27 protein-coding genes are annotated in these 26,058 nt (G+C 60.2%); 9 read left to right on the top strand and 18 right to left on the bottom strand.

Annotated features, from left to right (window positions below; translation table 11 throughout):
- Positions 1-6 precede the first annotated feature (6 nt).
- The 14 genes from CKW38_RS04110 to CKW38_RS04045 form a co-directional block, all read right to left on the bottom strand.
- Positions 7-678 (bottom strand): methionine ABC transporter permease, encoded by a 672-nt coding sequence (locus tag CKW38_RS04110; RefSeq protein WP_007950374.1) that lies wholly within the window; start codon positions 676-678, stop codon positions 7-9.
- Positions 675-1,475 carry a methionine ABC transporter ATP-binding protein gene (locus CKW38_RS04105; protein WP_095111919.1) on the bottom strand — a complete coding sequence of 267 codons (801 nt, stop codon included), beginning with the start codon at positions 1,473-1,475 and terminating at the stop codon, positions 675-677. The genes CKW38_RS04110 and CKW38_RS04105 overlap by 4 nt, the downstream gene beginning before the upstream one ends.
- On the bottom strand, positions 1,472-2,281 hold the full coding sequence (locus tag CKW38_RS04100; protein ID WP_095111918.1) for a MetQ/NlpA family ABC transporter substrate-binding protein: 810 nt from the start codon (positions 2,279-2,281) through the stop codon (positions 1,472-1,474). Before CKW38_RS04100 ends, CKW38_RS04105 begins: the two co-directional genes overlap by 4 nt.
- Positions 2,282-2,308: 27 nt before the next feature.
- Positions 2,309-3,355 (bottom strand): isopenicillin N synthase family oxygenase, encoded by a 1,047-nt coding sequence (locus tag CKW38_RS04095; RefSeq protein ID WP_095111917.1) that lies wholly within the window; start codon positions 3,353-3,355, stop codon positions 2,309-2,311.
- Positions 3,356-3,714: 359 nt separating this feature from the next.
- The gene (gene catA, locus CKW38_RS04090; RefSeq protein ID WP_095111916.1) at positions 3,715-4,632 is read right to left on the bottom strand and encodes a catechol 1,2-dioxygenase; all 918 of its coding nucleotides are present in this window, start codon (positions 4,630-4,632) and stop codon (positions 3,715-3,717) included.
- Between the two features lie 182 nt (positions 4,633-4,814).
- Positions 4,815-5,105: a muconolactone Delta-isomerase gene (gene catC, locus CKW38_RS04085; RefSeq protein ID WP_095111915.1), complete on the bottom strand. Its 291-nt coding sequence runs from the start codon at positions 5,103-5,105 to the stop codon at positions 4,815-4,817.
- Positions 5,106-5,120: 15 nt separating this feature from the next.
- The gene (locus CKW38_RS04080; RefSeq protein WP_095111914.1) at positions 5,121-6,242 is read right to left on the bottom strand and encodes a muconate cycloisomerase family protein; all 1,122 of its coding nucleotides are present in this window, start codon (positions 6,240-6,242) and stop codon (positions 5,121-5,123) included.
- Between the two features lie 22 nt (positions 6,243-6,264).
- Positions 6,265-7,026 (bottom strand): 1,6-dihydroxycyclohexa-2,4-diene-1-carboxylate dehydrogenase, encoded by a 762-nt coding sequence (locus CKW38_RS04075; RefSeq protein WP_095111913.1) that lies wholly within the window; start codon positions 7,024-7,026, stop codon positions 6,265-6,267.
- 20 nt (positions 7,027-7,046) lie between these two features.
- On the bottom strand, positions 7,047-8,060 hold the full coding sequence (gene benC, locus CKW38_RS04070; RefSeq protein ID WP_095111912.1) for a benzoate 1,2-dioxygenase electron transfer component BenC: 1,014 nt from the start codon (positions 8,058-8,060) through the stop codon (positions 7,047-7,049).
- Between the two features lie 20 nt (positions 8,061-8,080).
- Positions 8,081-8,569 carry a benzoate 1,2-dioxygenase small subunit gene (benB, locus tag CKW38_RS04065; RefSeq protein ID WP_095111911.1) on the bottom strand — a complete coding sequence of 163 codons (489 nt, stop codon included), beginning with the start codon at positions 8,567-8,569 and terminating at the stop codon, positions 8,081-8,083.
- Positions 8,569-9,924 carry a benzoate 1,2-dioxygenase large subunit gene (gene benA, locus CKW38_RS04060; protein ID WP_095111910.1) on the bottom strand — a complete coding sequence of 452 codons (1,356 nt, stop codon included), beginning with the start codon at positions 9,922-9,924 and terminating at the stop codon, positions 8,569-8,571. Before benA ends, benB begins: the two co-directional genes overlap by 1 nt.
- A gap of 151 nt (positions 9,925-10,075) precedes the next feature.
- Positions 10,076-11,032, bottom strand: a complete 957-nt coding sequence (locus CKW38_RS04055) for an AraC family transcriptional regulator (protein ID WP_095111909.1) — start codon at positions 11,030-11,032, stop codon at positions 10,076-10,078.
- An 882-nt stretch (positions 11,033-11,914) separates the two neighbouring features.
- Positions 11,915-12,838: a helix-turn-helix domain-containing GNAT family N-acetyltransferase gene (locus tag CKW38_RS04050; protein ID WP_095111908.1), complete on the bottom strand. Its 924-nt coding sequence runs from the start codon at positions 12,836-12,838 to the stop codon at positions 11,915-11,917.
- Between the two features lie 67 nt (positions 12,839-12,905).
- Positions 12,906-13,181: a hypothetical protein gene (locus tag CKW38_RS04045; RefSeq protein ID WP_095111907.1), complete on the bottom strand. Its 276-nt coding sequence runs from the start codon at positions 13,179-13,181 to the stop codon at positions 12,906-12,908.
- Between the two features lie 137 nt (positions 13,182-13,318).
- Between CKW38_RS04045 and CKW38_RS04040 the strand changes: the two genes are divergently transcribed.
- Both CKW38_RS04040 and CKW38_RS04035 read left to right on the top strand, forming a co-directional pair.
- Positions 13,319-14,155, top strand: a complete 837-nt coding sequence (locus tag CKW38_RS04040; protein ID WP_095111906.1) for an AraC family transcriptional regulator — start codon at positions 13,319-13,321, stop codon at positions 14,153-14,155.
- Positions 14,156-14,209: 54 nt separating this feature from the next.
- Positions 14,210-14,806, top strand: coding sequence for a LysE family translocator (locus CKW38_RS04035; RefSeq protein ID WP_095111905.1), 597 nt, complete (start codon positions 14,210-14,212; stop codon positions 14,804-14,806).
- Positions 14,807-14,915: 109 nt separating this feature from the next.
- Here the strand turns inward: CKW38_RS04035 and CKW38_RS04030 are convergent, their stop codons facing one another.
- The gene (locus CKW38_RS04030) at positions 14,916-15,686 is read right to left on the bottom strand and encodes an AraC family transcriptional regulator (RefSeq protein ID WP_093430807.1); all 771 of its coding nucleotides are present in this window, start codon (positions 15,684-15,686) and stop codon (positions 14,916-14,918) included.
- Between the two features lie 231 nt (positions 15,687-15,917).
- Between CKW38_RS04030 and CKW38_RS04025 the strand changes: the two genes are divergently transcribed.
- From CKW38_RS04025 to CKW38_RS03995, 7 genes are all read left to right on the top strand, one after another.
- The gene (locus tag CKW38_RS04025) at positions 15,918-17,543 is read left to right on the top strand and encodes an APC family permease (protein ID WP_007916055.1); all 1,626 of its coding nucleotides are present in this window, start codon (positions 15,918-15,920) and stop codon (positions 17,541-17,543) included.
- 22 nt (positions 17,544-17,565) lie between these two features.
- Positions 17,566-18,492, top strand: a complete 927-nt coding sequence (locus CKW38_RS04020; protein ID WP_095111904.1) for a 4-hydroxyproline epimerase — start codon at positions 17,566-17,568, stop codon at positions 18,490-18,492.
- Positions 18,493-18,547: 55 nt separating this feature from the next.
- Positions 18,548-19,495, top strand: a complete 948-nt coding sequence (locus CKW38_RS04015) for a dihydrodipicolinate synthase family protein (RefSeq protein WP_007916052.1) — start codon at positions 18,548-18,550, stop codon at positions 19,493-19,495.
- Positions 19,496-19,565: 70 nt separating this feature from the next.
- Positions 19,566-21,158: an aldehyde dehydrogenase (NADP(+)) gene (locus CKW38_RS04010; RefSeq protein ID WP_095111903.1), complete on the top strand. Its 1,593-nt coding sequence runs from the start codon at positions 19,566-19,568 to the stop codon at positions 21,156-21,158.
- Entirely contained in the window at positions 21,148-22,410 is a 1,263-nt protein-coding gene (locus CKW38_RS04005; RefSeq protein WP_095111902.1) for an FAD-binding oxidoreductase, read from the top strand. The genes CKW38_RS04010 and CKW38_RS04005 overlap by 11 nt, the downstream gene beginning before the upstream one ends.
- Positions 22,411-22,580: 170 nt before the next feature.
- Entirely contained in the window at positions 22,581-23,414 is an 834-nt protein-coding gene (locus CKW38_RS04000) for an oxidoreductase (RefSeq protein WP_095111901.1), read from the top strand.
- Positions 23,415-23,425: 11 nt separating this feature from the next.
- Positions 23,426-24,364: an AraC family transcriptional regulator gene (locus CKW38_RS03995; RefSeq protein WP_095111900.1), complete on the top strand. Its 939-nt coding sequence runs from the start codon at positions 23,426-23,428 to the stop codon at positions 24,362-24,364.
- Between the two features lie 5 nt (positions 24,365-24,369).
- Here CKW38_RS03995 and CKW38_RS03990 read toward each other — a convergent pair whose 3' ends face one another.
- The 3 genes from CKW38_RS03990 to CKW38_RS03980 form a co-directional block, all read right to left on the bottom strand.
- Complete coding sequence (locus tag CKW38_RS03990) at positions 24,370-24,582, bottom strand: DUF2945 domain-containing protein (protein ID WP_095111899.1); 213 nt, start codon at positions 24,580-24,582, stop codon at positions 24,370-24,372.
- A 28-nt stretch (positions 24,583-24,610) separates the two neighbouring features.
- The gene (locus CKW38_RS03985; RefSeq protein ID WP_007916036.1) at positions 24,611-24,811 is read right to left on the bottom strand and encodes a hypothetical protein; all 201 of its coding nucleotides are present in this window, start codon (positions 24,809-24,811) and stop codon (positions 24,611-24,613) included.
- A gap of 167 nt (positions 24,812-24,978) precedes the next feature.
- On the bottom strand, positions 24,979-25,905 hold the full coding sequence (locus CKW38_RS03980; RefSeq protein WP_095111898.1) for a Gfo/Idh/MocA family protein: 927 nt from the start codon (positions 25,903-25,905) through the stop codon (positions 24,979-24,981).
- Between the last annotated feature and the right edge of the window lie 153 nt (positions 25,906-26,058).

The raw sequence follows: 26,058 nt of genomic DNA, 5'->3' as shown, positions 1-26,058 counted from the left end.
AATTCCTTAGCGGCGATGCGCCAGCGAACGAACCAACCGATCGCCCAGGCTTTGCACGCCCTGAACGAGGATCACCAACACCACCACCGTGGCGACCATCACTTCATTGTTGAAACGCTGATAGCCGTAACGGATCGCCAGATCACCGAGTCCACCGCCGCCGATTACCCCGGCCATCGAGGAAAAGCCGATCAGCATCACCAGCGTCAGGGTGATTCCGGCCAGCAACGCCGGCAGCGCTTCGGGCAACAGCACTTTGAAGATCACATGGCCGATGTCACCGCCCATGGCGAGGATGGCTTCGATGCGGCCCTTGTCGACTTCGTCGAGAGCGTTTTCGACAATACGCGCGAAGAACGGAAAGGCGCCGATGGTGATCGGCACCACGGCGGCGGTGCTGCCCAGCGTTGTGCCGACCACCAGCCGCGTCAGAGGGATCAGGGCAATCAGCATCACCACGAATGGCAGCGAACGGCCGAGGTTGACCACGCCACCCAGCACGGCATTCAAGCGTGGCATCGGCAGCAGCCCGTCGCGGCGACTGATAAACAGCAACACGCCCAGCGGCAAGCCGATCAGTAGCGTGAACAGCCCTGCGAGCAGGACCATATACAGGGTTTCACCGGTGGCGTTGAACACCAGTTGCAGGATTTCATCCCAATTGACTGTGCGGTTCATGAGTGCGCCGCCCTTACGCCGTATTGCTTGAGAAAACTCAGGCCCGGCTCAGCGTGGCCCAGTGGCAAGCCACAGGTCGGCCGCAGCGAAGCGCCCAGCTGTGATTGCGCATCGGCCAGCAGCCGTGGCACCGGCCCGGCTTCGACCAGACGCCCGTTGGCCATGAACGCGGCGTGATCGCAGATCGACTTGACCACCTCCAGCTCATGGGTGATCAACACGATGGTCACGCCCAATTGCCGATTGATGTCGCGCAGCAATTGCAGGATCGATTCGGTGGTTTCCGGGTCGAGCGCACTGGTGGCCTCGTCCGAGAGCAAGTACGCCGGCTCAGCGGCCAAAGCGCGGGCAATCCCGACGCGCTGTTTCTGGCCGCCGGACAATTGCGAGGGAAAGGCCTGCGCCTTGTCACTCAAACCGACCAGCTCAAGCAGTTCGCGCACCCGCACATGGCGCCACGGCTTGCCGACATTGGCAATCTCCAGCGGCACCGCGATGTTGTCGAAAACGGTGCGCGAATGCAGCAGGTTGAAGCCTTGGAAAATCATGCCGATGCGCTGGCGCTGCTGGCGCAGTTCGCTGACCGACAGCGTCGTCAGATCGATGCCATCGAGCAAAATGCGTCCGCTGTCCGGACGTTCGAGCAGGTTGAGGCAACGCAGCAGCGTCGACTTGCCCGCCCCGCTACGCCCGAGAATCCCGTAGACCGCACCGTCGGGAATGCTCAGCGAGACCTGATCGAGTGCCGGTTGCGCGGCCGAAGGATAAGTCTTGCTCAACTGCTCGACGGCGATCATGGCTTGCCGCCCGCCACGGGAATCACCGAGCCGGCGAAGTTGTCGCTGATGTATTTGGCGACCTCGGGCGACGTCAGGTCCTTGGCCAGTTGCGCGATACGCGGATCGTGTTCGAGCTTGGGCGTGGTTACCAGAATGTTGGCGTAAGGATTGTGCTCGGCTTTCTCCAGGCCGAAGGCATCCTTGGCCGGCACCAGCCCGGCGTCGAGCGCGTAGTTGCCGTTGATTACGGCCAGATCGACGTCGTCCAGCGAGCGCGGAATCTGTGGCGATTCGATCTCGAGAATCTTCAGTTGTTTCGGGTTTTCGGCGATGTCCTTGGGCGTTGCCTGATCCGCCGCCGGGTCGTTGAAGCCGGCTTTGAGTTTGATCAGGCCGTTGTCCTGCAACAGGTACAGCGCGCGGCTCAGGTTGGTGACGTTGTTGGGCACGGCGACCGTGCCTTTTACCGGCACGTCGGCGAAGCTTTTGTGCCGGTGAGAGTAAATGCCCAAGGGTTCGATGTGCACCGTGGCGGCCACCGCGAGTTTTTCGCCAAGGGCCTTTTCCTGGGATTTCAGGTACGGCAAGTGCTGGAAGTAATTGGCGTCGACGTCACCGTGCACCAACAGCTCGTTGGAGTTCACCCCGTTGGGGATCTCGATGACTTTGAGATTGAGTTGCGGATCGATTTTCTGGATGTACGCCAGAATCTGCGCGTGGGGCACCGGGTCAGCGGCGACGCGCAACGGCTCCAGCGCCTGCGCACCGAACGACGTCACCAGCGCGCCGAGCACGGCCAGGGTCAAACCTGCTTTCTTGATCATGTGCGGAGTCCTTGAGCGAGTGATGAGTCAGGCGGTTTTACGAACGGGCGGTGGCGGCAGTAGCGCATCGGCGTAGAAGCGCTGCGCGACGTCGGGATGCGAGCGCAAACGACCTTTGAGGTAGTTCCAGCCGACATCGCGAAACAGTGGGTTGAGCGGATCACTCGCTGGCCCGCGTGCCTCGCGCAACAGTGCGGTGGGCAGCGGATACAGCGGCACCACGGCATCCAGTTGCGCACCGAGGAAGAACGCAACAGACAGACGCTCAGTGCCCTCGGGCGGCGACACGACCCGATGCACCGTGGCCCGCAGATAACCGTTGCTGGCCAGCTCGAGCAGTTCGCCGATGTTCACCACCAGGGTGTTCTCACGCGGCAACGCATCGATCCAGCGCCCCTCTTCGATCTCGACCTGCAGACCGGCCTGCTGGTCTTGCAGGAGGAAGCTGAGGAAACCGGAATCCTTGTGCGCGCCGACGCCCTGGTGACTCGACTCGCTGGACTGGCCGGGATAGCGCATCAATTTGATGTGTTCGTTGGGTTTGTCGCCGTAGAGCTGATCAAACGCATCGGCGCGCAGCGAGAGTGCCTGAGCGAACGCACGCAGCAGGCGCAACGACATCCGCGTCATCGCCTCTTGCCATTCCAGCAGCAAAGGTTTCAGTTCCGGCAGTGCCGCCGGCCATTGGTTGGGGCCTTGCAGCCGCGCCCAGAACGGGCTGTCCGCGTCTAATGGCAACACCTCGCGCTCGGCGCCCAGATCGAACTGTTCACGCAGATCGGGCTGGCCACGGGTGATCTCCGAGGCGGCCCGGTTGTAACCGCGAAAGTGCGGTGAATTGATCATGCCGACGGCGTTTTTCTCGCTGTCGGGCAAAGCGAAAAACTGGCGGGCGTGGGCCTGTACCTGCTTGAGCAAAGCGCTGTCGATGCCGTGACCGGTCAGGTAGAAGAACCCGACGTCGCGAGCGGCGTGGCGCAGGTCTTCAAGAAATTCGTAACGCTGTTGCGCCGTGCCTTCGAACAGCGACAGGTCCAGCGTCGGTAATGCGGTGATATCGAGGGTATGCGGCATGATTCACTCCCGTGTGAATCAAACCTGAAAAACCTGTGATCGATTCAGCGTGTGCCGTCATGGCAATCGGGGTCTATCGGTTTGATGCGTTTTGATTCGTCGTTGCGACAAAACTAAACGATCTTAAAAATGCAGAGCCAATATCTTTTTCGCATTACCTTAGGCCTGATTTCCCCTCACTCCAGCCCTCCCCCGTGGGAGAGGGAGCCGACCGGGTTGTCTTGCGTTATACATCGACCTGAAAAACCGAGATGGATTCGGTAAAAAACGTTCAGGTCGGCGTAGCGCTCAAGATCATCTCGGTCAGTCCCCTCTCCCTCCGGGAGAGGGTTAGGGTGAGGGGCACAGACGACTCGGTATCAAGCCTCCTGCAACGCACGCGGCCGCTGACTGCGTTGTTCAGCACTGGCGTCTGGCGCCGGTTGCAACTGGAAGTCGAACTTCAACTCGGCATAACGCCCCGACACCGCGTCCTCGCGGAACACCACCTCCCCGACCAAGCCTTCACGGGTCGCATAGGCGAAGTCATCCCACAGGTATTGATCACCCGACAGATTGATTTGCGTCGTCAGGTGCCGATGCCCCGGTGCGCTGATAAAGAAATGCACATGGGCCGGACGCTGGCCATGGCGGCCGAGCTGGTTCAGGCATTCCTGGGTCGGCCCTTGTGGGTCGCAGCCATAACCGGACGGCACGATACTGCGAGCGCGGTAACGGCCTTCGGCGTCGGTAATGATGCGGCGGCGCAAGTTGTATTCGGACTGGCTCGGGTCGAAAAACGAGTAGGTGCCCTTGGTGTTGGCGTGCCACAGGTCAACGGTGGCACCGGCCAAGGGCTGGCCGTGCAGATCGAACACCCGGCCTTCGAGGTGCATAACGGTGGCGACGCCCTCTTCGCTGCCGTCATCCATGCGGCACTCGCCTTCACACAACGGCGCGCCGGCCACGTACAGCGGGCCTTCGATGGTGCGCGGTGTGCCGCCGGTCAAGCCAATCTGTGCGTCCTTGGCGTCCTGCAACAGGTCGAGGAAATGCTCGATGCCAAGGCCTGCGACCAGTAATCCCGCCTCCGAACGAGCACCCAATCGGTTTAGATAGTCGACCGCTTTCCAGAACTCACCATCAGTGATTTCCAGGTCTTCGATGATCTTGGCGCTGTCCTGCAAGATGCGCAGGACGATGGTTTTCAGCCGGGATTTACCGTCGTCGTTGGCAAAACCGGCGGCTTCCTTGAAGAATTTCTGCAGCTCGGCGGTGTGGGCAATTTTCACGGTCATAGTGGTTACCTCATCTTGTTGTTTTGTGGTTTACGCGAATCTTCAGAACAGACCACCTTCCCCTGTGGGAGCTGGCTTGCCAGCGATTGCGGTGTGTCATCCAGCATTGATGGCGGCTGGTGTATTGCTATCGCTGGCAAGCCAGCTCCCACAGTGTTCAGGGATGGATTCGAAACCCTGGATCAGCGATCGTCCGTATGGATCGACGACGGATGCCGGCAGAGGCCATCGACCTCAATGTCCATGTAGGGAAACAGCGGCAAGCGCATCAGCGTGTCGTGCAGGGCCTCGACGCTCGGCACATCAAACACGCTGTAATTGGCGTAATGCCCGGCGATGCGCCACAGGTGTCGCCATACGCCGTCGCGTTGCAGCCGTTGCGCCAGTTCCTTTTCGTCCGCCTTGAGCCGGGTGGCCAATGACGGGTCCATATCGGCGGGCAATTTCACGGTCATTTTTACGTGGAACAACATGCTGATTCTCCTGATTCAGTGGCGACGAAAACGCGCCAGACGCTCTTCATCCAGCGTCAAGCCAAGGCCCGGGGTTCGCGGGATATGCAAGTGGAAATCGCGGTACTGCGGCGCTTCGCTGACGATGTCTTCGGTCAGCAGCAACGGGCCGAACAGTTCGGTGTCCCAGGTCAGCTGCTTGAGCGTGAGGAAGGCGTGCGCCGAGGCCAGCGTGCCGATGGAGCCTTCGAGCATGGTGCCGCCGTACAGCGCGATGCCGGCGGCCTCGGCGATCTGCGCGGTTCTGAGCACGGCTCGCGGGCCACCGTTCTTGGCAATTTTCAGGGCGAACACACTGGCGGCACCGTCAGCGGCGAGGCTGAAGGCATCCTCAACGCTTTCGATCGATTCGTCGGCCATGATCGGCGCCGGGCTGCGCTGATTCAGGCGAATCTGCCCGGAACGGTTGACCCGCGAGATCGGTTGTTCAATCAGGTCGATGCCGTTGTCACCCAGTACCTGACAGCCGCGAATCGCCTGGGATTCATCCCAGTACTGATTAACGTCGACCCGCACACTGGCGCGTTCGCCCAAGGCTTTTTTGATCGCCACCACGTGTTTGAGATCCTGCTCCAGCGGGTTGGCACCGATCTTCAATTTGAAGATGCGATGGCGACGCGCTTCGAGCATCTGCTCGGCTTCGGCGATGTCGCGGGCAGTGTCGCCGCTGGCCAGGGTCCAGGCCACTTCGAGGCTGTCACGCACGCGGCCGCCGAGCAGTTCACTGACCGGCAGACCGAGGCGCTTGCCTTGCGCATCGAGCAGTGCACTTTCGATGCCGGACTTGGCGAAGGTGTTGCCCTTGGCGATCTTGTCGAGACGCTGCATCGCCGCGTTGATGTTATTGGCTTCCATACCGACCAAGGCCGGAGCCAAATGCGCGTCTATATTGGCTTTGATGCTTTCCGGGCTTTCATAACCGTAGGCGAGGCCGCCGATGGTGGTGGCTTCACCGATGCCTTCGATACCGTCGCTGCAGCGCAGACGCAGAATCACCAGGGTCTGCTTCTGCATCGTGTGCATCGCCAGTTTGTGCGGGCGGATGGTCGGCAGGTCGACGATGATCGTCGTCAGGCTTTCAATCAGAATTTGCTGCATGTCTGTGTCCCTTGAATAGTGCTCAACCGAGATCGCCGCCACCGACCGGCAAGGTCACGCCGGTGATGTACGAGGCGTCGTCAGAGGCGAGAAAGAGGATCGCGCCGACCTGTTCGTCGAGGCTGCCGTAGCGTTTCATCAGGCTGCTGTCGAGGGTTTGCGCGACGATTTCCTGGTACCAGGCCTGCTCCTGCGCCGACGGTTCGGCTGCATTGCGCGGGATCCGCCGGGACGGTGCTTCGGTGCCGCCCGGGGCGGTGGCGTTGACGCGAATCCCGCGCTCGGCGTTTTCGAATGCCAGGCAAGCCGTGAGTGCGTTGATACCGCCCTTGGCAGCGCCGTACGGCACGCGGTTGACGCTGCGGGTGGCTATTGAGGAAACGTTGACGATGGCGCCGCGACCTTGCTTGAGCATGTACGGCAGCGCGGCGTGGCAACACCACAGCGTCGGGAACAGCGAGCGGCGCACTTCGGCTTCAATCTGCTCGACTTCGTAGTGCTCGAACGGTTTGGTCCAGATCGTGCCGCCAACGTTGTTGATCAGGATGTCGAGGCGGCCGAAGGTGTTGATGGCTTCGGCCATGACCCGCGCGCAATCGGCGTATTGCTCAAGGTCGGCGGTCAACGCGAGAACGCCCTCGCCTTGCAGTTCGTGCACCAGTTCGGAACGGTCGACGGCGATCACTTGCGCGCCTTCGTCCAGCAGGCGCTCGCAGACACGGCGGCCGATACCCTGAGCCGCGCCGGTGACCAGCGCGACCTTGTTGGAGAATCTGTTGTTCATGACAACCTCGAGAAAGGATTTCAGGCAGCCGCAGCGGCAAATTTTTCGTAGTAGAAATTCGCGGGGGTGATGCCCTGTTCACGAATGTATTGGCTGACCGCTTCAACCATCGGCGGCGGGCCGCACAGGTACACATCGACGTCACCTTCATTGAGATGGCGCGGCTCGATGTGCTGGGTGACGTAGCCCTTGAGCGGATGCGCACTCTGCGGATTGGCCACGCAGGCGCCGAAACTGAAGTTCGGGATGCGGGCGGCGAAGGCTTCGAGACGATCGAGTTCGACCAGATCGAAATCGTTGGTCACGCCGTAGATCAAATGCACGGGATGATCGCTGCCCTGCTCGGCGATCTTTTCCAGCATCGCGGTGAACGGCGCCAGGCCGGTGCCGCCCGCCAACAACAGCAGCGGCCGCTTGATCTCGCGCAGGTAGAAACTGCCCAACGGCCCGGCCAGGTTCATGCTGTCGCCGGCCTTGGCCAACCCGGAGAGAAAGCTGCTCATCAAGCCGCCAGGCACGTTGCGGATCAGGAAACTGACCTCGCCGTTTTTCTGCAACGAGCTGAAGGAATAGGCGCGGGTCTGCTCGCTGCCGGGCACTTGCAAGTTGACGTATTGCCCCGGCAGAAACGCCAGTTTGCTCAGCGCTTCGCCCTTGATCGACAGCGCGATGGTGCTCTCGGACAACTGCCGGACAGCGCTGATCGACGCCTGGAAGTTCGCCTGTTCGGTCTTGCACACCTGCGAGCCGGCCGGTACGCGGACGACGCAATCGCTGGCGGCGCGCATCTGGCAGGTCAGCACATAACCTTGCGCGAGTTCATCGGCGCTCAAGGCGTCTTCAATGAAGTTGTCGCCCATGTCGTAACGCCCGGCCTCGGCGAAACATTTGCAGGTGCCGCAGGCGCCGTCGCGGCAGTCCAGCGGAATGTTGATGCCTTGGCGATACGCCGCATCGGCGACAGTTTCATGGCCACCCGCCTCGATGAAACGAGTGACGCCGTCTTCAAAATTAAGCGCAATCTGGAAATTCATGGTGCACCTCGCCGTGTCGACTAGATGTGATAAATGTCGATGACCTGACGGACGTAATCGTTTTTCAGCACGACTTTCTTGACCTTGATCAGCGGCTGTTCACCACGCAGATCGAGGGTGTAGAAACTGCTGCCGAAGTAGCTGTCGGTGACCTGATAGCGAAAGCTCAGGGTGTGCCAGTTGAAACGCACCTGGCACAGCCCTTCGCTCTGCCCGACGATTTCGATGTTGCTCAGGTTGTGCGAGGTGCGGGTGTCGGGGAGGGTCGCGCTGGAGCGCTCGGTCTTGATCCGGAAGATGCGATCTTCGAGGCCGCCACGGTTGCCGTACCAGATCAGCGAGATTTCGCTTTGCGGGTCCTCGGTGAGGGTGTCGTTGTCGTCCCAGGCCGGCATCCAGAAGGTCGCATCGGCGGCGTACAGTTCCAGCCATTGATCCCACTGGCCGTCATCGAGATAGCGCGCTTCGCGGTAGAGAAAATCGCGCACGGTTTCGTAGAGGTTGCTCATCACACGGCCTCCACAGGAATCAGTTGAGGTTCGGCGGCAGCGGCCTTGAGCATGGTTTCTTGCCAGTACTTGTGTTGCAGCACAAACAGGCCTTCGTCTTCGGTACGCATGCCGGAGAGCAGTGGTTTGAGGTCGATTTCTTCGGCGGCTGCGTCGGCACCTTCGACCCAGTGGGTGGCGCCACGGGACATGTCGTTCCAGCCGCGACCCGCGCCATAACCGGTCTGGCACGAGCGGAACTCTTCCAGGTCATCCGGCGTGGCCATGCCGCTGACGTTGAAAAAGTCTTCGTACTGACGAATGCGCTTGGCCCGCGCTTCAGCGCTCTCGCCTTTGGGGGCGATGCAGTAAATGGTGATTTCGGTCTTGTCGACCGAGATCGGCCGGGCGATGCGGATCTGTGAGCTGAACTGATCCATCAAGTACACGTTGGGGTACAGGCACAGGTTGCGCGAGTTTTCGATCATCCAGTCGGCGCGGGCCTGGCCGAAATCACGGGCCAACTCGTCACGGCGCTCGTAGGCCGGCCGATCTTCAGGGTTGGCCCAGCGGGTCCAGAGCAGCAGATGACCGTGATCGAACGAATAAAAGCCGCCGCCCTTCTTCGCCCAACTGCCGGCGCTCATGGTTTTGATCGCTTCACCCGCTTCGCGCTGTTGACGCTGGTTCTGGGTGGCGGCGTAGTTCCAGTGCACCGAGCTGACGTGGTAGCCATCGGCGCCATTTTCAGCGGTGAGTTTCCAGTTGCCTTCGTAGATATAGGAACTTGAACCGCGCAGCACTTCCAGGCCTTCAGGCGACTGATCGACGATCATATCGATGATTTTTGCCGATTCGCCCAGATGCTCAGCGAGGGGTTTCACATCGGCATTGAGGCTGCCGAACAGAAAGCCGCGATAGGACTCGAAACGCGCAACCTTTGTCAGGTCATGGGAGCCTTCGCAGTTGAAGCCTTGCGGGTAACCGGCCTCGCTCGGGTCTTTGACCTTGAGCAATTTGCCGCTGTTGTTGAACGTCCAGCCGTGAAACGGGCAGGTGTAGCTGGAGCGGTTGCCGGACTTGTGCCGGCACAACATGGCGCCGCGATGGCTGCAGGCATTGAGGAACGCATTGAGTACACCGTCCTTGTTGCGCGCGATAAAGATCGGCTGGCGCCCCATGGTGGTGGTGAGAAAATCGTTGTTGTTGGGGATCTGGCTTTCATGGGCGAGGTAAATCCAGTTACCTTCGAAGATGTGCGCCATCTCCAGTTCAAACAGACGCGGATCGGTGAACATCTCCCGCTTGCAGCGGTAGGCGCCCTTCTCCTTGTCTTCTTCAAGCATGGCATTGAGGTAATCGATTCCCAGGGACATGGCCGGGGCCTCCATTGTTATTGTTCAGGCCAGGTCAGATTAGGGAGGCGATGCACGGGGCAATAGCCGAATCCTGCAGATCGCTATCCGTTTTGTGCAGGATGGCGCGGCAGATGATTCAGCATGTTTCGCGAGGGTTTAGTGCGGAGTGTCAGTGGCGGCGTTTGAAGGTCTGCGACGGCAGTTCGCCGAATTGCTGGCGATAGCTTTCGGAGAAGCGGCCCAGGTGCAGAAAGCCATAATCCAGCGCCAGTTCAGTGAGATTGCGCACCGGGCAGCTTGGGTCGCTGAGGCAGGCGTGAATGCGTACCAGCTTGCGCTGGCGGATGTATTGCATCGGTGTGACGCCGAGTTGGCGTTCGAACAAAGCATACAGCGAGCGCGGGCTCATGCTCGCCTGCGCGGCCAGATGTTCGGCGGGCAGGTCCTGTTTCAGATTGCGCTCGATGTAATCGATGATGCGCTCGAAGCTGACGTTCGGCGTGCTCAGGCACTCACGGCTGACATTGGTGTTCATCAGCGAAATCAGTTTGCTGCCGATGATCTGCGCGTAATGCTCCTGCACCCGCAGTAACGGATCGCTGGCCTCGGCTTCCTGACAGATCATCGCCAGCAGGTTGGTGAAGCCTTCCAACTCCTCCAGCCGATAGTGATTGCGCAGGAAACGGATACCGCTGGAGGGGTGCTGCCAACGCTGCTCGTCGCACACCGATTCGAGCACGCTGACCGGCACCTTGAGGATGAATTTTTCGCAATCATCCGAGTACGTCAGATCGACCGGATCATCCGGATTGATCAACAGCAACTCGCCCGGCACCAGATGCTGTTCGCGCTTATGCCCGCGCCACAGGCAATTGCCTTGCAGCAGGACTTGCAGGTGGTACACGGTCTCCAGCGCCACGGAGGTCACGCGAACACTGCCGCCATAGCTGATACGCGCCAGATCGAGGTCGGCCAGTTTTCGGTGGTTGAGGCTGGCTTGTGGGTGGGTGGTTCTGGACAGGCCGATGAAGTGCTGGCCGACGTGCTGGTTGACGTAGTCGGAGACGGCATAAGGGTCAGCGTGACGAAACACGCTGCTGCGATCGCTCAGCAGATGGCTGTCCATGGGGCATTGCTCGTTGTTGTCGTTATTTTGGGATCACGGGGTTTCAGGCATCACGACTCACAGTACGCCCGGAGTATGAGGGTGGGCAATTGGACAAAGGTTTGGGTGCTCGATAATCGAACGTTTTTTTGCGGATTACGGGGTGGTTTGAACTAGGCCTACACTTGCCAAAGAAATGCCCTACACGCAAAAAAATCCGACACAGAAAAATCCTACTTATGACAGTTTTAAAAAAACAAAAAAAGCCCGTTCCAGTCGAAACTGAAACGGGCTTCTCCCACCTCAACGGCCCTTACTTCAGGTCGTCAAAGTGGTCTCGCAGGAACTCGTAAAAGCGAAAGGCTTTAAACAATCTCCATACAAGGCTCAGCGTACGCAGCAAAAGCTTCATACGTTTTGGCCTCCAGGGCTGGGGGCCAAACCTCCAGCAAACTTACCGGATCATACTTGCCTTCAGCCTGCACGTTAAAGCAGCTAGTGAGGCGGCCGGTTGAAATCCCTCCGAAACATCATTCCGGCACGGGTGCAAAACCGTGTCAAAGGGCATGAAACCGTTTGGTCACCAGCCTGGCCTCACCGCTGCTCGAACAAGTGAGCGCCCGCATCATAACCTTCATTCAGAGGCTTTCAGGAAAAGTAATTTTCTGTTTTGTTAACCATTATTTCTGCCAGCCTTTTATGAAAATGAAATAGCGTAAACAACCAGTTTCTTACGAACTTTAACCTTGCAAGGGGGCACAAAGACTCCTACCATGAGCGAACGTTAAAGCAGCTAGTGAAGCAAAAAACCTCGGTCGCAAACCAAGGTTTACAAAAGAACCGCCCCGCAAAGGCGGTTTTTTTTCGTCTGCCTTTTCACTGCACCCGCCGATGAAAATCAGATCACAGCGCCCGCGCCCACGTCTGACTCACCAGATCCTTGCCAAAGCTGTGAACCGCCTCCTCCTCCACCAGTTCAAACCCCGCCTGCTGATAAATCTTGCGCGCAGCCGTCAGGTTGCTGGTCGTCCACAAGGTCATTTTCTGGTAGCCAATCTGTCGGGCAAATCGCATGCACTCCTCGACCAGACGACTGCCAATGCCCAAGCCCCGCGCGCTGGCGTCGACGTAGAGCATGCGCAGTTTGGCGGTCGTTTCATCCTGGCGGACGATAAACACAGAGCCAATAACCTTGCCGTCCTTTTCCGCAATCCAGCAGCGCTCGCTTGTCGGGTCGTAATCACGCAGGTACTTGGCGACCACCTCGGCCACCAGTGTTTCGAACTCCGAATTCCAGCCGTATTCGCGGCTATACAGCGCGGCTTGCTGTTGCATCACCGTGCCCATGTCACCGGGCTGCGGATCGCGTAACACGTAGTTCGAATCCTTGTTGCCTTGCAGCAGTGTCTGGATCAGCGTCATGGCGCCGATCAGACGTTTTTGCTGCGGTTCAGGTAATCGCTTGAGCATGGTGACGATCTGTTCACGGGAAGCCTTTTCCAACGGGATCAGAATTTCACGGCCCAGCTCGGTAAGGTGCAATTGCGCGGCGCGGGCGTCGGTCGGCGACGGGACTTTCTGGATCAGGCCACGCTTCTCGAAACCACTGATGATGCGACTCATGTAGCCGGCGTCCAGCCCAAGCATCTGGCGTAGATCGGCGCTGGTCAGGTCGCCACGCGAGGCCAGCTCATACAAAATGCGCAGCTCAGTCAGCGAGTAGTCGCTTTGCAGCAAATGCTCCTGCAATACGCCGATCTGATGGGTGTAAAAACGATTGAAGCCGCGCACAACATCGGCTTGCTCGAGGAGATGGCTGCTGGACATGGCAAACACTCAGATAATTGCTTAAAGCAACTATATATTTGCCAAAAGCAACCATGTCAACAGAAAGCTATCGGCATTTGGCCAACACCACCTGACAGGTATCCGGCGTGCCCCCGGAGCGCCCGGCATAACGGATGCAGTTGTTCAACGATTTCTGCCGGGCCATGTTCAGGCTGGAGCCCCAGGCCAGACCGCCCTCGCCGACCGTCGGCAAGGCTTTGGCGTAGCAGGCATCGCCAACCCCCGAGGGTGGATAGTGTTTTCGGCTGGAGCAGCCTGCGCCAAGCGTCAGGCTAAGCCCGATCAGGGTGAGCATGCCCCAGAGCGAGCATCGGTTAATCATCGCATTCCACCTGCCGGCAAAGGGGTCGTGACCTGCAGAGTCTAGTCCCCTCACCTGCACAAATCTTCTAAACGTCGATGATCATTGCGCGGTATTTTATGGGGCCGCACCTTTCAATGGCGAACTCTGGAGCCTCCGTGGATAAACGCAACTGGATCGAGCTGTCCCAGGATGTCGACACCGGGATTGAATCGATTCGCGCTCACTTTGAGGGCCATGCCTACGATCCGCACTGGCATGACAGTTTCCTCGTCGGCGTCACCGAGCAAGGTGTGCAGCAGTTCAATTGCCGCCGCATGCGCCATCGCAGTACGCCGGGCAACGTGTTCTTGCTGGAGCCGGGGGAAATCCACGATGGGCAAGCGCCTACCGAGGAGGGTTTTACCTATTCGATGCTCTACCTCGATCCGCATTGGCTTGAGCGTGAAATGCACGCGCTGTTCGAAGATGCACCGTCCGACAGCCAGCCCGGTTTTGCCGATACGCTGAGTCAGGATCCGCGTCTGGCCACAGCGATCAGTCACGCTTTTCATGCGTTGCATGACGGCGATCTGCGCATTGTCCGCCAGACCGCCATCGATGGCTTGCTCGGCTCGCTCACGCGCCATCTCGCGTGGCGCAAACGCCAGGATTTCGATCCTCGCCTGCCGTTGGTGGCGCAACTGGCGCGGGATTATCTGCACGCGCACACCTATGAAGATATCGGTCTCGATGATCTCGCGCGGGTCTGCGGGGTCGACCGTTTTCGTCTTAGCCGCGCCTTCAAGTCGGCTTTTGGCTTGGCGCCGCACGCGTACCTGATCCAGCTGCGTCTGGCCAAGGCGCGTCAGTTGCTGGCTCGGGGGGAAACGCCGGCGCAGGTCGCCAGCGTGCTCGGTTTTGCCGACCAGAGTCATCTCGGTCGCTGGTTCCGTCGCGCCTACCAACTCACCCCCGCCGACTACCGCAAGCGCTGCTCAAACCTTCCAGACTGACGTACACCGACTGGCGATCATGGCTTCCTGTGTTTACTTCCAAGGAATCCGCCCATGGCGTCATTATTGCCCTTCCTGCTATTCGCTTTCGTTGCCTCGATTACGCCGGGGCCGACCAATATTCTGGTGTTGAGCCACAGTTCGCGCCAAGGCCTGCTCGCCACGTTGCCGATCATTTTTGGCGCCTGCGCGGCGGCGGCACTGATTGTATTGGTGGTCGGCCTCGGTGCCGGCGAAACCTTGCTGCGCTACCCGCGCGTGCAGCAAGCCATGGCCTGGGGCGGTGTGCTCTGGTTGAGCTGGCTGGCGTGGCAGATCTTTCGCAGCGCGCCGCCATCGCTGGACCCGGCTGAGACGCAGGCCGAAAGTCTCAGCGTGCTGGGCGCGGCCATGCTGCAACTGGTCAATCCCAAGGTGTGGATGATGGCCGTGGCGGTGGTCAGCGTATTTGTCGGCGGTGGTGACAAGACACTGCGATTACTGGTGTTGTCGTTGGCATTTCTGCTGGTGTCGCTGCCGTGCATGACGTTCTGGGCGTTGCTGGGTGTGGGCAGTGCGCGGCTGATGGGATCGCCAAAGGCGTTCAAGCGGATGAACGCAGCACTCGCGCTGTTGTTACTGCTCTCGGCCTGGCTGACTGTCCTGACGTAACTCCACTGTAGGAGCTGCCGAAGGCTGCGATCTGTTGATCTTGATCTTAAAAAACAGAATCAAAAGATCGCAGCCTTCGGCAGCTCCATAGCGCTTCAATACCATTTCATCAGGGTGAGGTGGCCTGGCGATACTCGCGCGGAGTAAACCCGGTCGAGGCCTTGAACTGGCGTGTGAAGGCGCTGTGATCGGTATAGCCGCATTGCAATGCCACATCGGTAATTGGCAGGTCGGTGTGCAGCAAGCGGTGCGCGTGTTCGAGGCGTACTTTCTGGATCATCTGCCGTGGCGTCAGGTGGAATACGCGTTTGCAGTAACGCTCCAGTTGCGCGACTGAAATACCGGCGATTCGCGTCAGTTCACCGAGGGTGACGCGGCGATTGAAATTCGCGCGAATATGCTCATCGACAGCCGCCAGCCGTTCGAATGCCGGGTGCGTTTCACTGGCCGATTGCAGGTCAACCGAGATTCCCGCCAGACCAATAATGACCCCGTCACGGTTGTACAGCGGCTGCTTGTGCGTCAGGCACCAGCCCGGTTCGCGACTGCCGTACAGATGCAGTTCCAGCTGATCCTCCAGCACAAAGCCCTCCTCCAGCACTTTGCGATCCTGCTCGGTGTAGCCCGGTCCGAGTTGTGCCGGGAACACCTGCGCACTGGTTTTGCCGAGCAACGGGCGCAAATCCTTCAAGCCACAGCGTTGCACCAGCGTGCGGTTGGCGAGCACGTAACGGGCCTGCACATCCTTGATGAAAATCGCCGCATTGGGGATCACATCAAGCATCGGCAACAACAGCGCGGCGCCGGCCAAGAGTTCCTCCAGTGTCTGCGGACGCTGGCCATTCATGCCTTGGGCCAGGATCGAAAACGCCTGCTGCATCAGAGATTCCCCTCGTAACGTGGATCGACCAAGTCCCCGCCATGCGGCGTTCGCGTGCAGATTGCAGCATCGTTCAAGGCGTGTCGAGGGCCGTGTTTCATCGGTGCCATTGTGCTGATTTCGTCATCGAACCCGCGGCAAAACATCAATCGCCCCACCGTTGATGAGTTCAAAGTCTGGCCGTCCGAGTGACACAACTGCCTATCCAATAACTCACAAGAAGGCGATGCCATGTCAGGCCAAGGCAAGTTCAAAAAACAGCTTTCACTGATCGACCTCACATTTATCGGGCTGGGGGCGATCTTCGGTTCCGGCTGGTTGTTCGCGGCCAGTCATGTGTCCGCGATTGCCGGGCCGGCGGGGATTTTTTCCTGGCTGCTGGGCGGCTTCGCCGTGTTGTTGCTGGGCATCGTCTACTGTGAACTCGGCGCTGCACTGCCGCGTGCCGGTGGCGTGGTGCGTTATCCGGTGTACTCCCACGGGCCGTTGCTCGGCTACTTGATGGGTTTTATCACCCTGATTGCGTTTTCCAGTCTGGTGGCGATCGAAGTGGTTGCTTCGCGCCAATACGCGGCGGCATGGTTTCCCGAGCTGACCAAGGCTGGCAGCGGCGATCCGACGATCCTCGGGTGGATGGTGCAGTTTGGTCTGCTCTGCATTTTCTTCCTGCTCAACTACCGCAGCGTGAAGACCTTCGCCAAGGCCAATAATCTGGTCAGCGTATTCAAATTCATCGTGCCGTTGCTGGTGATCGGTGTGCTGTTCACCTTCTTCAAACCGGCCAACTTCCACGTGCAGGGTTTCGCCCCGTTCGGCTTGTCCGGTATCGAAATGGCGGTGTCGGCGGGTGGCGTGATTTTCGCTTACCTGGGGCTGACGCCAATCATCTCCGTGGCCAGTGAAGTGAAGAATCCGCAGCGCACTATTCCCATCGCGCTGATCCTCTCGGTGCTGCTGTCGACGTTGATTTATGTGCTGCTGCAAATGGCCTTTCTTGGCAGCATCCCGACCGAAATGCTCGCCAATGGCTGGGCCGGGATCAGCAAAGAGTTTTCCCTGCCGTACCGCGACATTGCACTGGCACTGGGTGTGGGTTGGCTGGCTTATCTGGTGGTCGCCGATGCGGTGATCTCGCCAAGCGGCTGCGGCAACATCTACATGAACGCCACCCCGCGAGTGATCTACGGCTGGGCGCAGACCGGCACCTTCTTCAAGGTCTTCACCCACATCGACGAAAAATCCGGCATCCCACGTCCGGCGCTGTGGCTGACCTTCGCCCTGTCGGTGTTCTGGACCCTGCCGTTTCCGTCGTGGGAGGCGCTGATCAACGTGGTCTCCGCTGCGCTGGTGTTGAGCTACGCCGTGGCCCCCGTGTCCGTGGCCGCGCTGCGCCGCAATGCGCCAGACATGCCACGGCCGTTCCGGGTCAAGTGCATGGGCGTGCTCGGGCCGGTGTCGTTCATCATCGCCGCGCTGATTGTCTACTGGTCGGGCTGGAACACCGTGTCGTGGCTGCTTGGCCTGCAGATTCTGATGTTCGTCGTCTATCTCTTGTGCGGCCGTTTCGTGCCGACCGCCCACCTCAATCTGGCCCGCCAGGTGCGTAGTTCAGCGTGGCTGATCGCCTTCTACGCGGTGACCATCGTGCTGTCGAAACTCGGCACCTTTGGTGGCCTCGGCATCCTCGCTCATCCGTTCGACACGATCGTCGTCGCCGCATGCGCCACCGGCATTTATTACTGGGGCGCCGCGACCGGTGTGCCGGCGCATCTGCTGCGTCTGGAAGACGATGATGAGGAAAGCGAAATCGCCGCCCCCGACTCGACCGTGGCTGCGCGCCCTGCCGGCGCCTACTGAAATCACCTAAAGGAATCTATTCATGAAACGAGTACACGTCATTGATTCCCACACCGGCGGTGAGCCCACGCGTCTGGTGATGACAGGCTTCCCCGACCTGCCCGGCAACAGCATGGTGGAAAAACGCGATGCGCTGCGCACTCAGCATGACCAATGGCGCCGCGCCTGCCTGCTGGAGCCTCGTGGCAACGATGTGCTGGTCGGCGCGCTGTATTGCGAGCCGGTCTCGCCGGACGCCACGTGCGGGGTGATTTTCTTCAACAACGCCGGTTATCTGGGCATGTGCGGCCACGGCACCATCGGCCTGATCAATTCGTTGCAGTACTTGGGAAAAATCCAACCGGGCATCCACAAAATCGACACGCCAGTCGGCCCGGTCAGCGCCACGTTGCATGAGGACGGCTCGGTGACATTGGGCAACGTGCCCGCCTACCGCCATCGCAAACAGGTGCCGGTGGACGTGCCGGGATTCGGTCAGGTATTGGGCGACATCGCCTATGGCGGCAACTGGTTTTTCCTCGTCTCCGAGCACGGCCAGACATTGACGATGGACAACGTCGAACACCTCACGGCGTACACCTGGGCAATGCTCAAGGCCCTCGAAGATCAGGGCATTTACGGCGAGGACGGCGCCGTCATCGATCACATCGAACTGTTTGCAGACGACGCCGTTGCCGACAGCCGCAACTTCGTCATGTGCCCTGGCAAAGCCTACGACCGCTCTCCGTGCGGCACCGGCACTAGCGCCAAACTCGCCTGCCTCGCGGCCGACGACAAACTGCAACCCGGCGCCACCTGGGTGCAGGCGAGCATCACCGGCAGCCAGTTCGAAGGCCGCTTCGAATGGGACGGCGAGCGAGTGCGCCCGTTCATCACCGGCCGCGCTTACATGACCGCCGACAGCACCTTGCTGATCGACGAAGCAGACCCGTTCGCGTGGGGCATCTGAGCCACCGCGCAGACTTTTCACCTCAATTTGAACGATGTGCCAAGGAGTTAAAACAATGAGCGACAACATCTTCACCGGTTGCATGCCGGCCCTGATGACCCCGTGCACCGCCCAGCGCAAACCGGACTTCGACGCCTTGGTGGCCAAGGGTCGCGAACTGATCGATATCGGCATGAGCGCCGTGGTCTATTGCGGTTCCATGGGCGACTGGCCGCTGCTGACCGAGGCCGAGCGTCAAGAAGGCGTGGCGCGTCTGGTCGCGGCGGGCATCCCGACGATCGTGGGCACCGGCGCGGTGAATTCCCGTGAAGCGGTCTCCCATGCGGCGCACGCGGCGAAAGTCGGCGCGCAGGGTTTGATGGTGATTCCGCGTGTGCTGTCCCGTGGTGCTTCGGTCACGGCGCAAAAAGCCCATTTCGCCGCCATCCTGCAAGCCGCGCCGAATCTGCCGGCGGTGATCTACAACAGCCCTTACTACGGCTTCGCCACCCGCGCCGACCTGTTCTTCGAATTGCGCCGCGAGTACCCGAACCTGATCGGTTTCAAAGAATTCGGCGGTGGCGCCGACCTGCGTTACGCCGCTGAAAACATCACATCCAAGGACGATGACGTGACCTTGATGGTCGGCGTCGACACGCAAGTGGTCCACGGTTTTGTCAACTGCAACGCCACCGGCGCCATTACCGGCATCGGCAACGCCCTGCCCCGCGAAGTACTGCAACTGGTCGCGCTGAGCAAGCAAGCGGCCAAGGGTGATGCCAAGGCACGGCGCCAGGCGCGGGAACTGGAATCGGCGCTGGCGGTACTGTCGTCGTTCGATGAGGGCTGCGACCTGGTGCTGTATTACAAACACCTGATGGTGCTCAACGGCGACAAGGAATACACCCTGCACTTCAACGAAACCGATGCGTTGAGCGATTCGCAGCGGCGGTATGCCGAGAAGCAGTATTCGCTGTTCCGTCACTGGTACGAGAACTGGTCGGCGGAACAGAACTTCGCCTGACACCTCAGCCTCACCTGCCGCGATGCGTTTTGCTACGCGGCAGGCATTTCCCTTTTTTCAGGAAGACACCATGACTTTGACGGGCCACATGCTGATCGGGCAGCACACGATTGCCGGCAATCGCAGCGCCATTTGCGGGATCAATCCGGCCACCGATGAAGCGCTGCAACCAGCGTATGCCGGTGGCTCGGCCGGGCATGTCGAACAGGCCTGCGCGTTGGCTTGGGCCGCATTCGATGTTTATCGCGAGACAACCCTGAATGTCCGCGCCGAATTCCTTGAAGGCATTGCCGGGGAAATCGAAGCCCTGGGCGATGAGCTGATCGACCGTGCCCACGCGGAAACCGGCCTGCCGCACGCGCGACTGCTGGGCGAACGCGGGCGTACTTGCCAGCAATTAAGAATGTTCGCCCGCACGGTGCGAGCCGGTGAATGGCTGGATGTGCGTGTCGATAGCGCGCTGCCGCAACGTCAACCGCTGCCGCGCGCCGATCTGCGTCAACGGCAGATTGCGCTGGGACCGGTCGCGGTGTTTGGCGCAAGCAACTTTCCGCTGGCGTTCTCAGTGGCGGGCGGTGATACCGCATCGGCACTGGCCGCCGGTTGTCCGGTGATCGTCAAGGCGCACAGTGCGCATCCCGGCACCAGCGAACTGGTCGGCCGCGCGGTGGCCCGGGCGGTAAAAGCCTGTGGCTTGCCGGACGGCGTGTTTTCCTTGTTGTACGGCTCCGGCCGCGAAGTGGGCATTGCGCTGGTCACAGATCCACGGATCAAAGCGGTGGGTTTCACCGGTTCGCGCAGCGGCGGTCTGGCGTTGATTCAAGCAGCGCAGGCCAGACCAGAACCGATTCCGGTGTACGCGGAAATGAGTTCGATCAATCCGGTGCTGTTGTTTCCAGCGGCGCTGGACAATCGCACGCAAGCTTTGGCTGAAGGATTCGTGGCTTCGCTGACATTGGGCGCGGGCCAGTTCTGCACCAATCCGGGATTAGTGATCGCGTTGGAAGGACCGGCGCTGGACAAATTTATCGCCGCCACCGCCGAGACCATTCAGCGCAGCCCGGCGCAGACGATGCTGACACCGGGCATCTTCAGCGCCTACGAGGCTGCCGTGAATGCGCTTGCCGAAAGTGCCGATACGCGCATCGCCGGCGTTGGCCAGCCCGGCAGCGGCCCAAACCAGTGTCAGGCCCATGTATTCGTGACCGAGGCCGCCGACTTTCTCGCCGATCACCGCCTGCAAGCCGAAGCGTTCGGTGCGGCGGCGCTGATCGTGCAATGCGAAAGTGAAGCTGAAATCCGTCAGGTCACCGAGCTTCTGGAAGGCCAGTTGACCGCCACGTTGCACCTGGATGACCAAGACCTGGAACAGGCGCGTGCATTGCTGCCGACGCTGGAGCGCAAGGCCGGTCGCTTGCTGGTCAACGGCTGGCCCACCGGGGTCGAGGTGTGTGACGCTATGGTTCACGGCGGGCCGTTCCCGGCCACGTCCGACTCGCGCACGACATCCGTCGGTACAGCGGCGATTCTGCGCTTCCTGCGCCCGGTATGCTATCAGGACTTCCCCGACAGCTTGCTGCCTGACGCATTGAAACAAGGCAATCCGCTGCAATTACGGCGTCTGCTTGATGGCCACAGGGAAGTGCAGCGCCATGGTGAATAACGTCTCCCACGACATCGCCGTGGTCGGCGCTGGCATCATCGGCGTCGCCTGCGCGCTGCGTCTGGCTCGCCAGGGTTTGCGCGTGGTGGTCATCGATCAGCAGCAACCCGGCCACGGCGCCTCATTCGGCAACGCCGGGCATCTGGCGACCGAGCAGGTGTTTCCGATTGCCGACGCGTCCATCCTCAAGCGCCTGCCAGCCATGCTGATGGACCCGATGGGGCCGTTGCGGCTGGACTGGAAATACCTGCCACGCGCCCTGCCATGGTTCACCCGGTTGCTGCTGAATCTGCGGCCGGCGCCTTTTCAGAACACCGTAGCAGGCTTGCGCGCGCTCAATGAAAGCAGTCTTGAGGCCTGGCAGCGCCTGCTCGCCGACATCCAGCGGCCCGACTTGCTGAAGATCGATGGCTCGTTGCTGGTGTTCGAACGGCCCGAATCGCGTCAGGCGATCCAGGCATTGCAGAGCCGATTGCACCAGCAGCAAGTGCCGGTCGATTACTGGCAGGCAGGCGCCATACGCGAAACCGCGCCGCAACTCAGCGAACAGATTCAGGGCGGTTTGTTCTTCCCGCGCACCGGGCATTTCATCGATCCATATCGCGTGGTGTGCGAACTGGTCGAAGCGGCCAAGGCCAGTGGTGTGAATTTTGTCCAGCAACAGGTTCAGGGCGGCCATGTACAAGAGCATGGTGTTGCGCTGATCACCGGCAATGGCGCTCTGACTGCAAGCCGCGTGCTGATTGCCTGCGGTGCACATTCGGCGAAACTCACCGCCGCCCTCACCGGCGAAAAAGTACCGCTGGACACCGAGCGCGGTTATCACCTGATGCTGCCGCAGGAACATGATCGACTGCCCTTCCCCGTCACCTCGCTGGAACGCAAGTTCATCATGACGCCGATGTCCGAAGGCTTGCGCCTGGCCGGCACCGTCGAGTTCGCCGGTCTGGAGAAGCCACCGAGCATGGAACGCGCATGGCAGTTGCATCGGTTGAGTCAGGGCTTGTTTCGCCAGGATCTGAGTGCTGAAGCAGCGACGCCGTGGATGGGCTTTAGGCCATCGTTGCCGGATTCGTTGCCGGTGATTGATCAGGTCTGTGGGGGCAAGGTGTTGCTTGCTTTTGGGCATCAGCATCTGGGGCTGACGCAGGCGGCGGTGACGGCGGAGATGGTGGTGAGGATGACGCGTGCAGATGCAATCCCGGCAACGGCTTTGCCAAGTGGCACGCCCTATCGACTGGCACGTTTCTGACGGCCACAGACAGCAAGATCGACGGTGAGCGTGCTTAGCCGGCAGCCACCGTTTTTTCTGAACATCACGAGCGCCTGATAGGAATAGGCAAGGCTCCAAGACAAACCGGCATAGGTGAGCGCTTGGGTGATGGCTACCATGACGTCACACCCGAGTCATTGGAGACCGTCATGAAACCAAGCAAAACCCTGTTCATCACCGGCGTCAGCAGCGGTTTCGGCCATGCACTGGCCAAGGAAGCCATTGCCAACGGCCACCGCGTGATCGGTACTGTGCGCAATGAATCCGACCTGAAAAACTTCCAGGCGCTGTCCCCGGACAACGCTTACGGGGTGCTGCTGGACGTCACTGATTTTGAGCGGATCGACAGCGTCGTTGCGCAAGTGGAAGCCACTCACGGTCCCGTCGACGTGCTGATCAACAACGCCGGTTACGGTCACGAAGGTATTTTTGAAGAATCGCCGCTGGAGGACATGCGCCGTCAGTTCGACGTCAATGTGTTCGGCGCGGTCGCCATGACCAAGGCCTTCCTGCCCTACTTCCGCCAGCGTCGCGCCGGCCGCATCCTCAACATCACCTCCATGGGCGGCACCATCACGATGCCCGGCATCGCCTATTACTGCGGCAGCAAATTTGCGCTTGAAGGGATCTCCGATACCCTGAGCAAAGAGCTGCGGCCCTTCAATGTCTTCGTCACGGCGGTGGCGCCTGGCTCGTTTCGCACTGACTGGGCCGGCCGTTCGATGCAACGCACCGCGCGCAGCATTGCCGACTACGACGCCAGTTTCGACCCGATCCGCCAAGCCCGGGAAGCAAAAAGCGGCAAGCAACTCGGCGACCCGCAAAAGGCTGCGCAAGCGATGCTGCAGATCATCGATTGCCCCGAGCCTCCCGCCCATTTGTTACTCGGCAGTGATGCGTTGGGGCTGGTGCGTGACCGCCTGCAACAGGCGCTCGACGAGATTGATCAATGGCAAGCGCTGAGTTGCTCCACCGATCACTGAGAGAGAAAACAATGACGCCGGCCGATGGCAGCACCGCGCGCATGGTGCAACTGATGGAAGTCCTCGCACCGGTCGAGGGCTACAACCTCAGCGTGCTCGATGATGTACGCTTCCTGCGCTCGAATCGCCCACTGACCCGCACTCCGGTGTTGTACGACCCCGGCATTGTCATCCTCTGCCAGGGTCGCAAGCGCGGTTATCTGGGTGAGGACACCTACGTCTATGACGCGCAGCATTATCTGGTGGTGTCCGTGCCCATCCCCTTCACCATGGAGACCGACGCCACGGCAGCCGAGCCGATGCTCGCGATTTACATGCAACTGGACTTTCAGTTGGCCAGCGAGTTGATGTTGCAAGTCGATGAGGTGCATGGCGTCAGCGATGCTGAGCCGAAGGGCATGTATGCCTCGCCGATGGACGACGCGCTGCGCACCACGACCTTGCGTTTTCTCGAGGCGATGAGCGTCGCCGGTGAAGCGCAAATTCTCGGGCCGGCGCTGGTACGTGAGATCTATTACCGCATTCTCACGGGCGAGCAAGGTGGTTCAATGCGTGCGGCGCTGCATCGTCGCGGGCATTTCGGCAAGGTGAGCCGGGCGATCCGCAAGATTCACAGCAGCTATCAGCAGCGCCTCGACGTCGAGCAATTGGCCCGCGAAGCGAGCATGAGCGTACCGAGTTTTCACTTGCACTTTCGCAGCGTGACCGATACCTCGCCGATGCAATACCTGAAGTCGACACGCCTGCATCAGGCGCGGCTGCTGATGCTGCGCCAAGCCATGAGCGCATCGGCAGCAGCGTTTGACGTGGGTTATGAAAGCGCCTCGCAATTCAGTCGCGAGTTCAAACGGTTTTTCGGCCGGACACCCCAAGCGGAGGTTGAATGGATGAAGGCGACGTACTCATTGCCGCCGCCGACAACGCCTTCCGAGTTTGTTTCGTCGCACTAGACCGGTCACTTCGCGGGATGAAGCGCCGCGCCGTGGTGCATCGCCAGATGCCCGGTCTTGTCACTTTTGACTTCGTACTGCGGCTCGTCCTTTGAAGCAGGCCGATGGCGGCCCATGAACTCGACATCCCGGGTGTGCACCTTGACAACCTTGCCGCGAATCTCCCCGGCCTCGCTGTTCCAGTGAACCGCGTCGCCGACCTTGAATGGCGTGCTCATGGTCTGTCCCCACACTGATTCAATCCGGTCATTGCGACCCAGGATGCTCGCTCGACACCGAGTTGTTGGCCGCCACATCCGTCATGTCTTCATCGACCGGCGACTCTTCATCGGCGGGCAACGGAACCTCGGCCGGGTTGCGTTTCGGATCATGCCCCGTCTCATTGTCCGTCGTGCGTGTCACGTCTTGCTGTGACCGGTTGCCCGGTGCATTTTCATCGATGTCCATGCTTGTTTCTCCGTTCTTGTACGCGGGATATCCGCGCTTAAACGTGAGAGGCAACGGCACAGCGCAAGTGCCGGGCACTGGACGAACGGTGCTCTAACGAAAAAGCCTGCCGTTCAGGGCAGGCTCTCGCTTGGCGATTAAAATAACCGTGCCGGGCCAGCCGAAGGCTAATCGTAAAACGCCTCAACCAACACCCGACTGCCGACAAAAAAACTGTCCGCCACCAACCGCAACGGCTGAACATCCAGGTCACTGGCCTTGTCGCCAATCAACTGCTGAAAATGCCGATAAACCGCCGCGTACTCACCCTCCTCCGACACAGCCTGGCGCACACCGTCAATGCTCAACAACGCGCCGCCGTTATCCAGGCGCAACACACCTTCGGCGCAGCGAACCTCAATACTCCACAGCTCATCGTGCCCATGGTCAAAATCAAACTCCGCACGCACATCGAGGCGGCGGGCGTCAGACATTTGGATCGACGCGGCAATCGGCGACTGGCAGTTGCTTGGCACGCGAAGTTCAGCGGACTCGACAAACAGCGGCAGCGCCAGCAGATGAGTAACGATCGACAAGGCGTTGATGCCCGGATCGAATACGCCGAGGCCGCCGGGTTGCCAGATCCAGGCCTGACCGGGGTGCCATTTGCGCACGTCTTCTTTCCAGTCGATCTGCACGCTTTGCAGGGTGCGCGAGGCGAGCCAGTCGCGGGCGGCTTCGATGCCGGGTGCGTAGCGTGAATGCCAGGCAAACAAAGCACTGACGCCCTGCCCGGCAGCCTGATCGACCAAGGCCAGCGCTTCGCCCAACGTTGCGCACGGTGGTTTTTCCACCAGCACATGTTTGCCGGCAGTCAGCGCCTCTTGCACCAGGGCGAAGCGTCCTTGCGGCGGTGTGCAAAAGGCAATCGCGTCAACCGGCGGGCCGTTTTCCAGCAATTCACTTAAGGATTGGAAGTTTTCCACGCCTGCGCAAGGCTTGCCTTGGGTGGCGACGGAGACCAATTGGAAGGCGGGATTGGCGAGGATTGCCGGGACGTGTTGATCCTGGGCAATCTTGCCGTAGCCCACCAGACCGAGACGGATTGGTTGCATCAATGACTCCTGTTTTGATTTTGTTGTCGTCAGTGAACCGGGAGATTACCTGCAAACGCCACGAGCGTCTGTCCGCGCAATGTCACAACAACGCACAGGATCAGGCAAGGATTGCACAGGAATGCGCTAGTGCCCGCAGCGCGGGAACAGAAA

The organism is Pseudomonas sp. Irchel 3H7 (genome assembly GCF_900187605.1).
Lineage (GTDB): Bacteria > Pseudomonadota > Gammaproteobacteria > Pseudomonadales > Pseudomonadaceae > Aquipseudomonas.
This window is presented reverse-complemented; position numbering and strand designations above follow the sequence as displayed.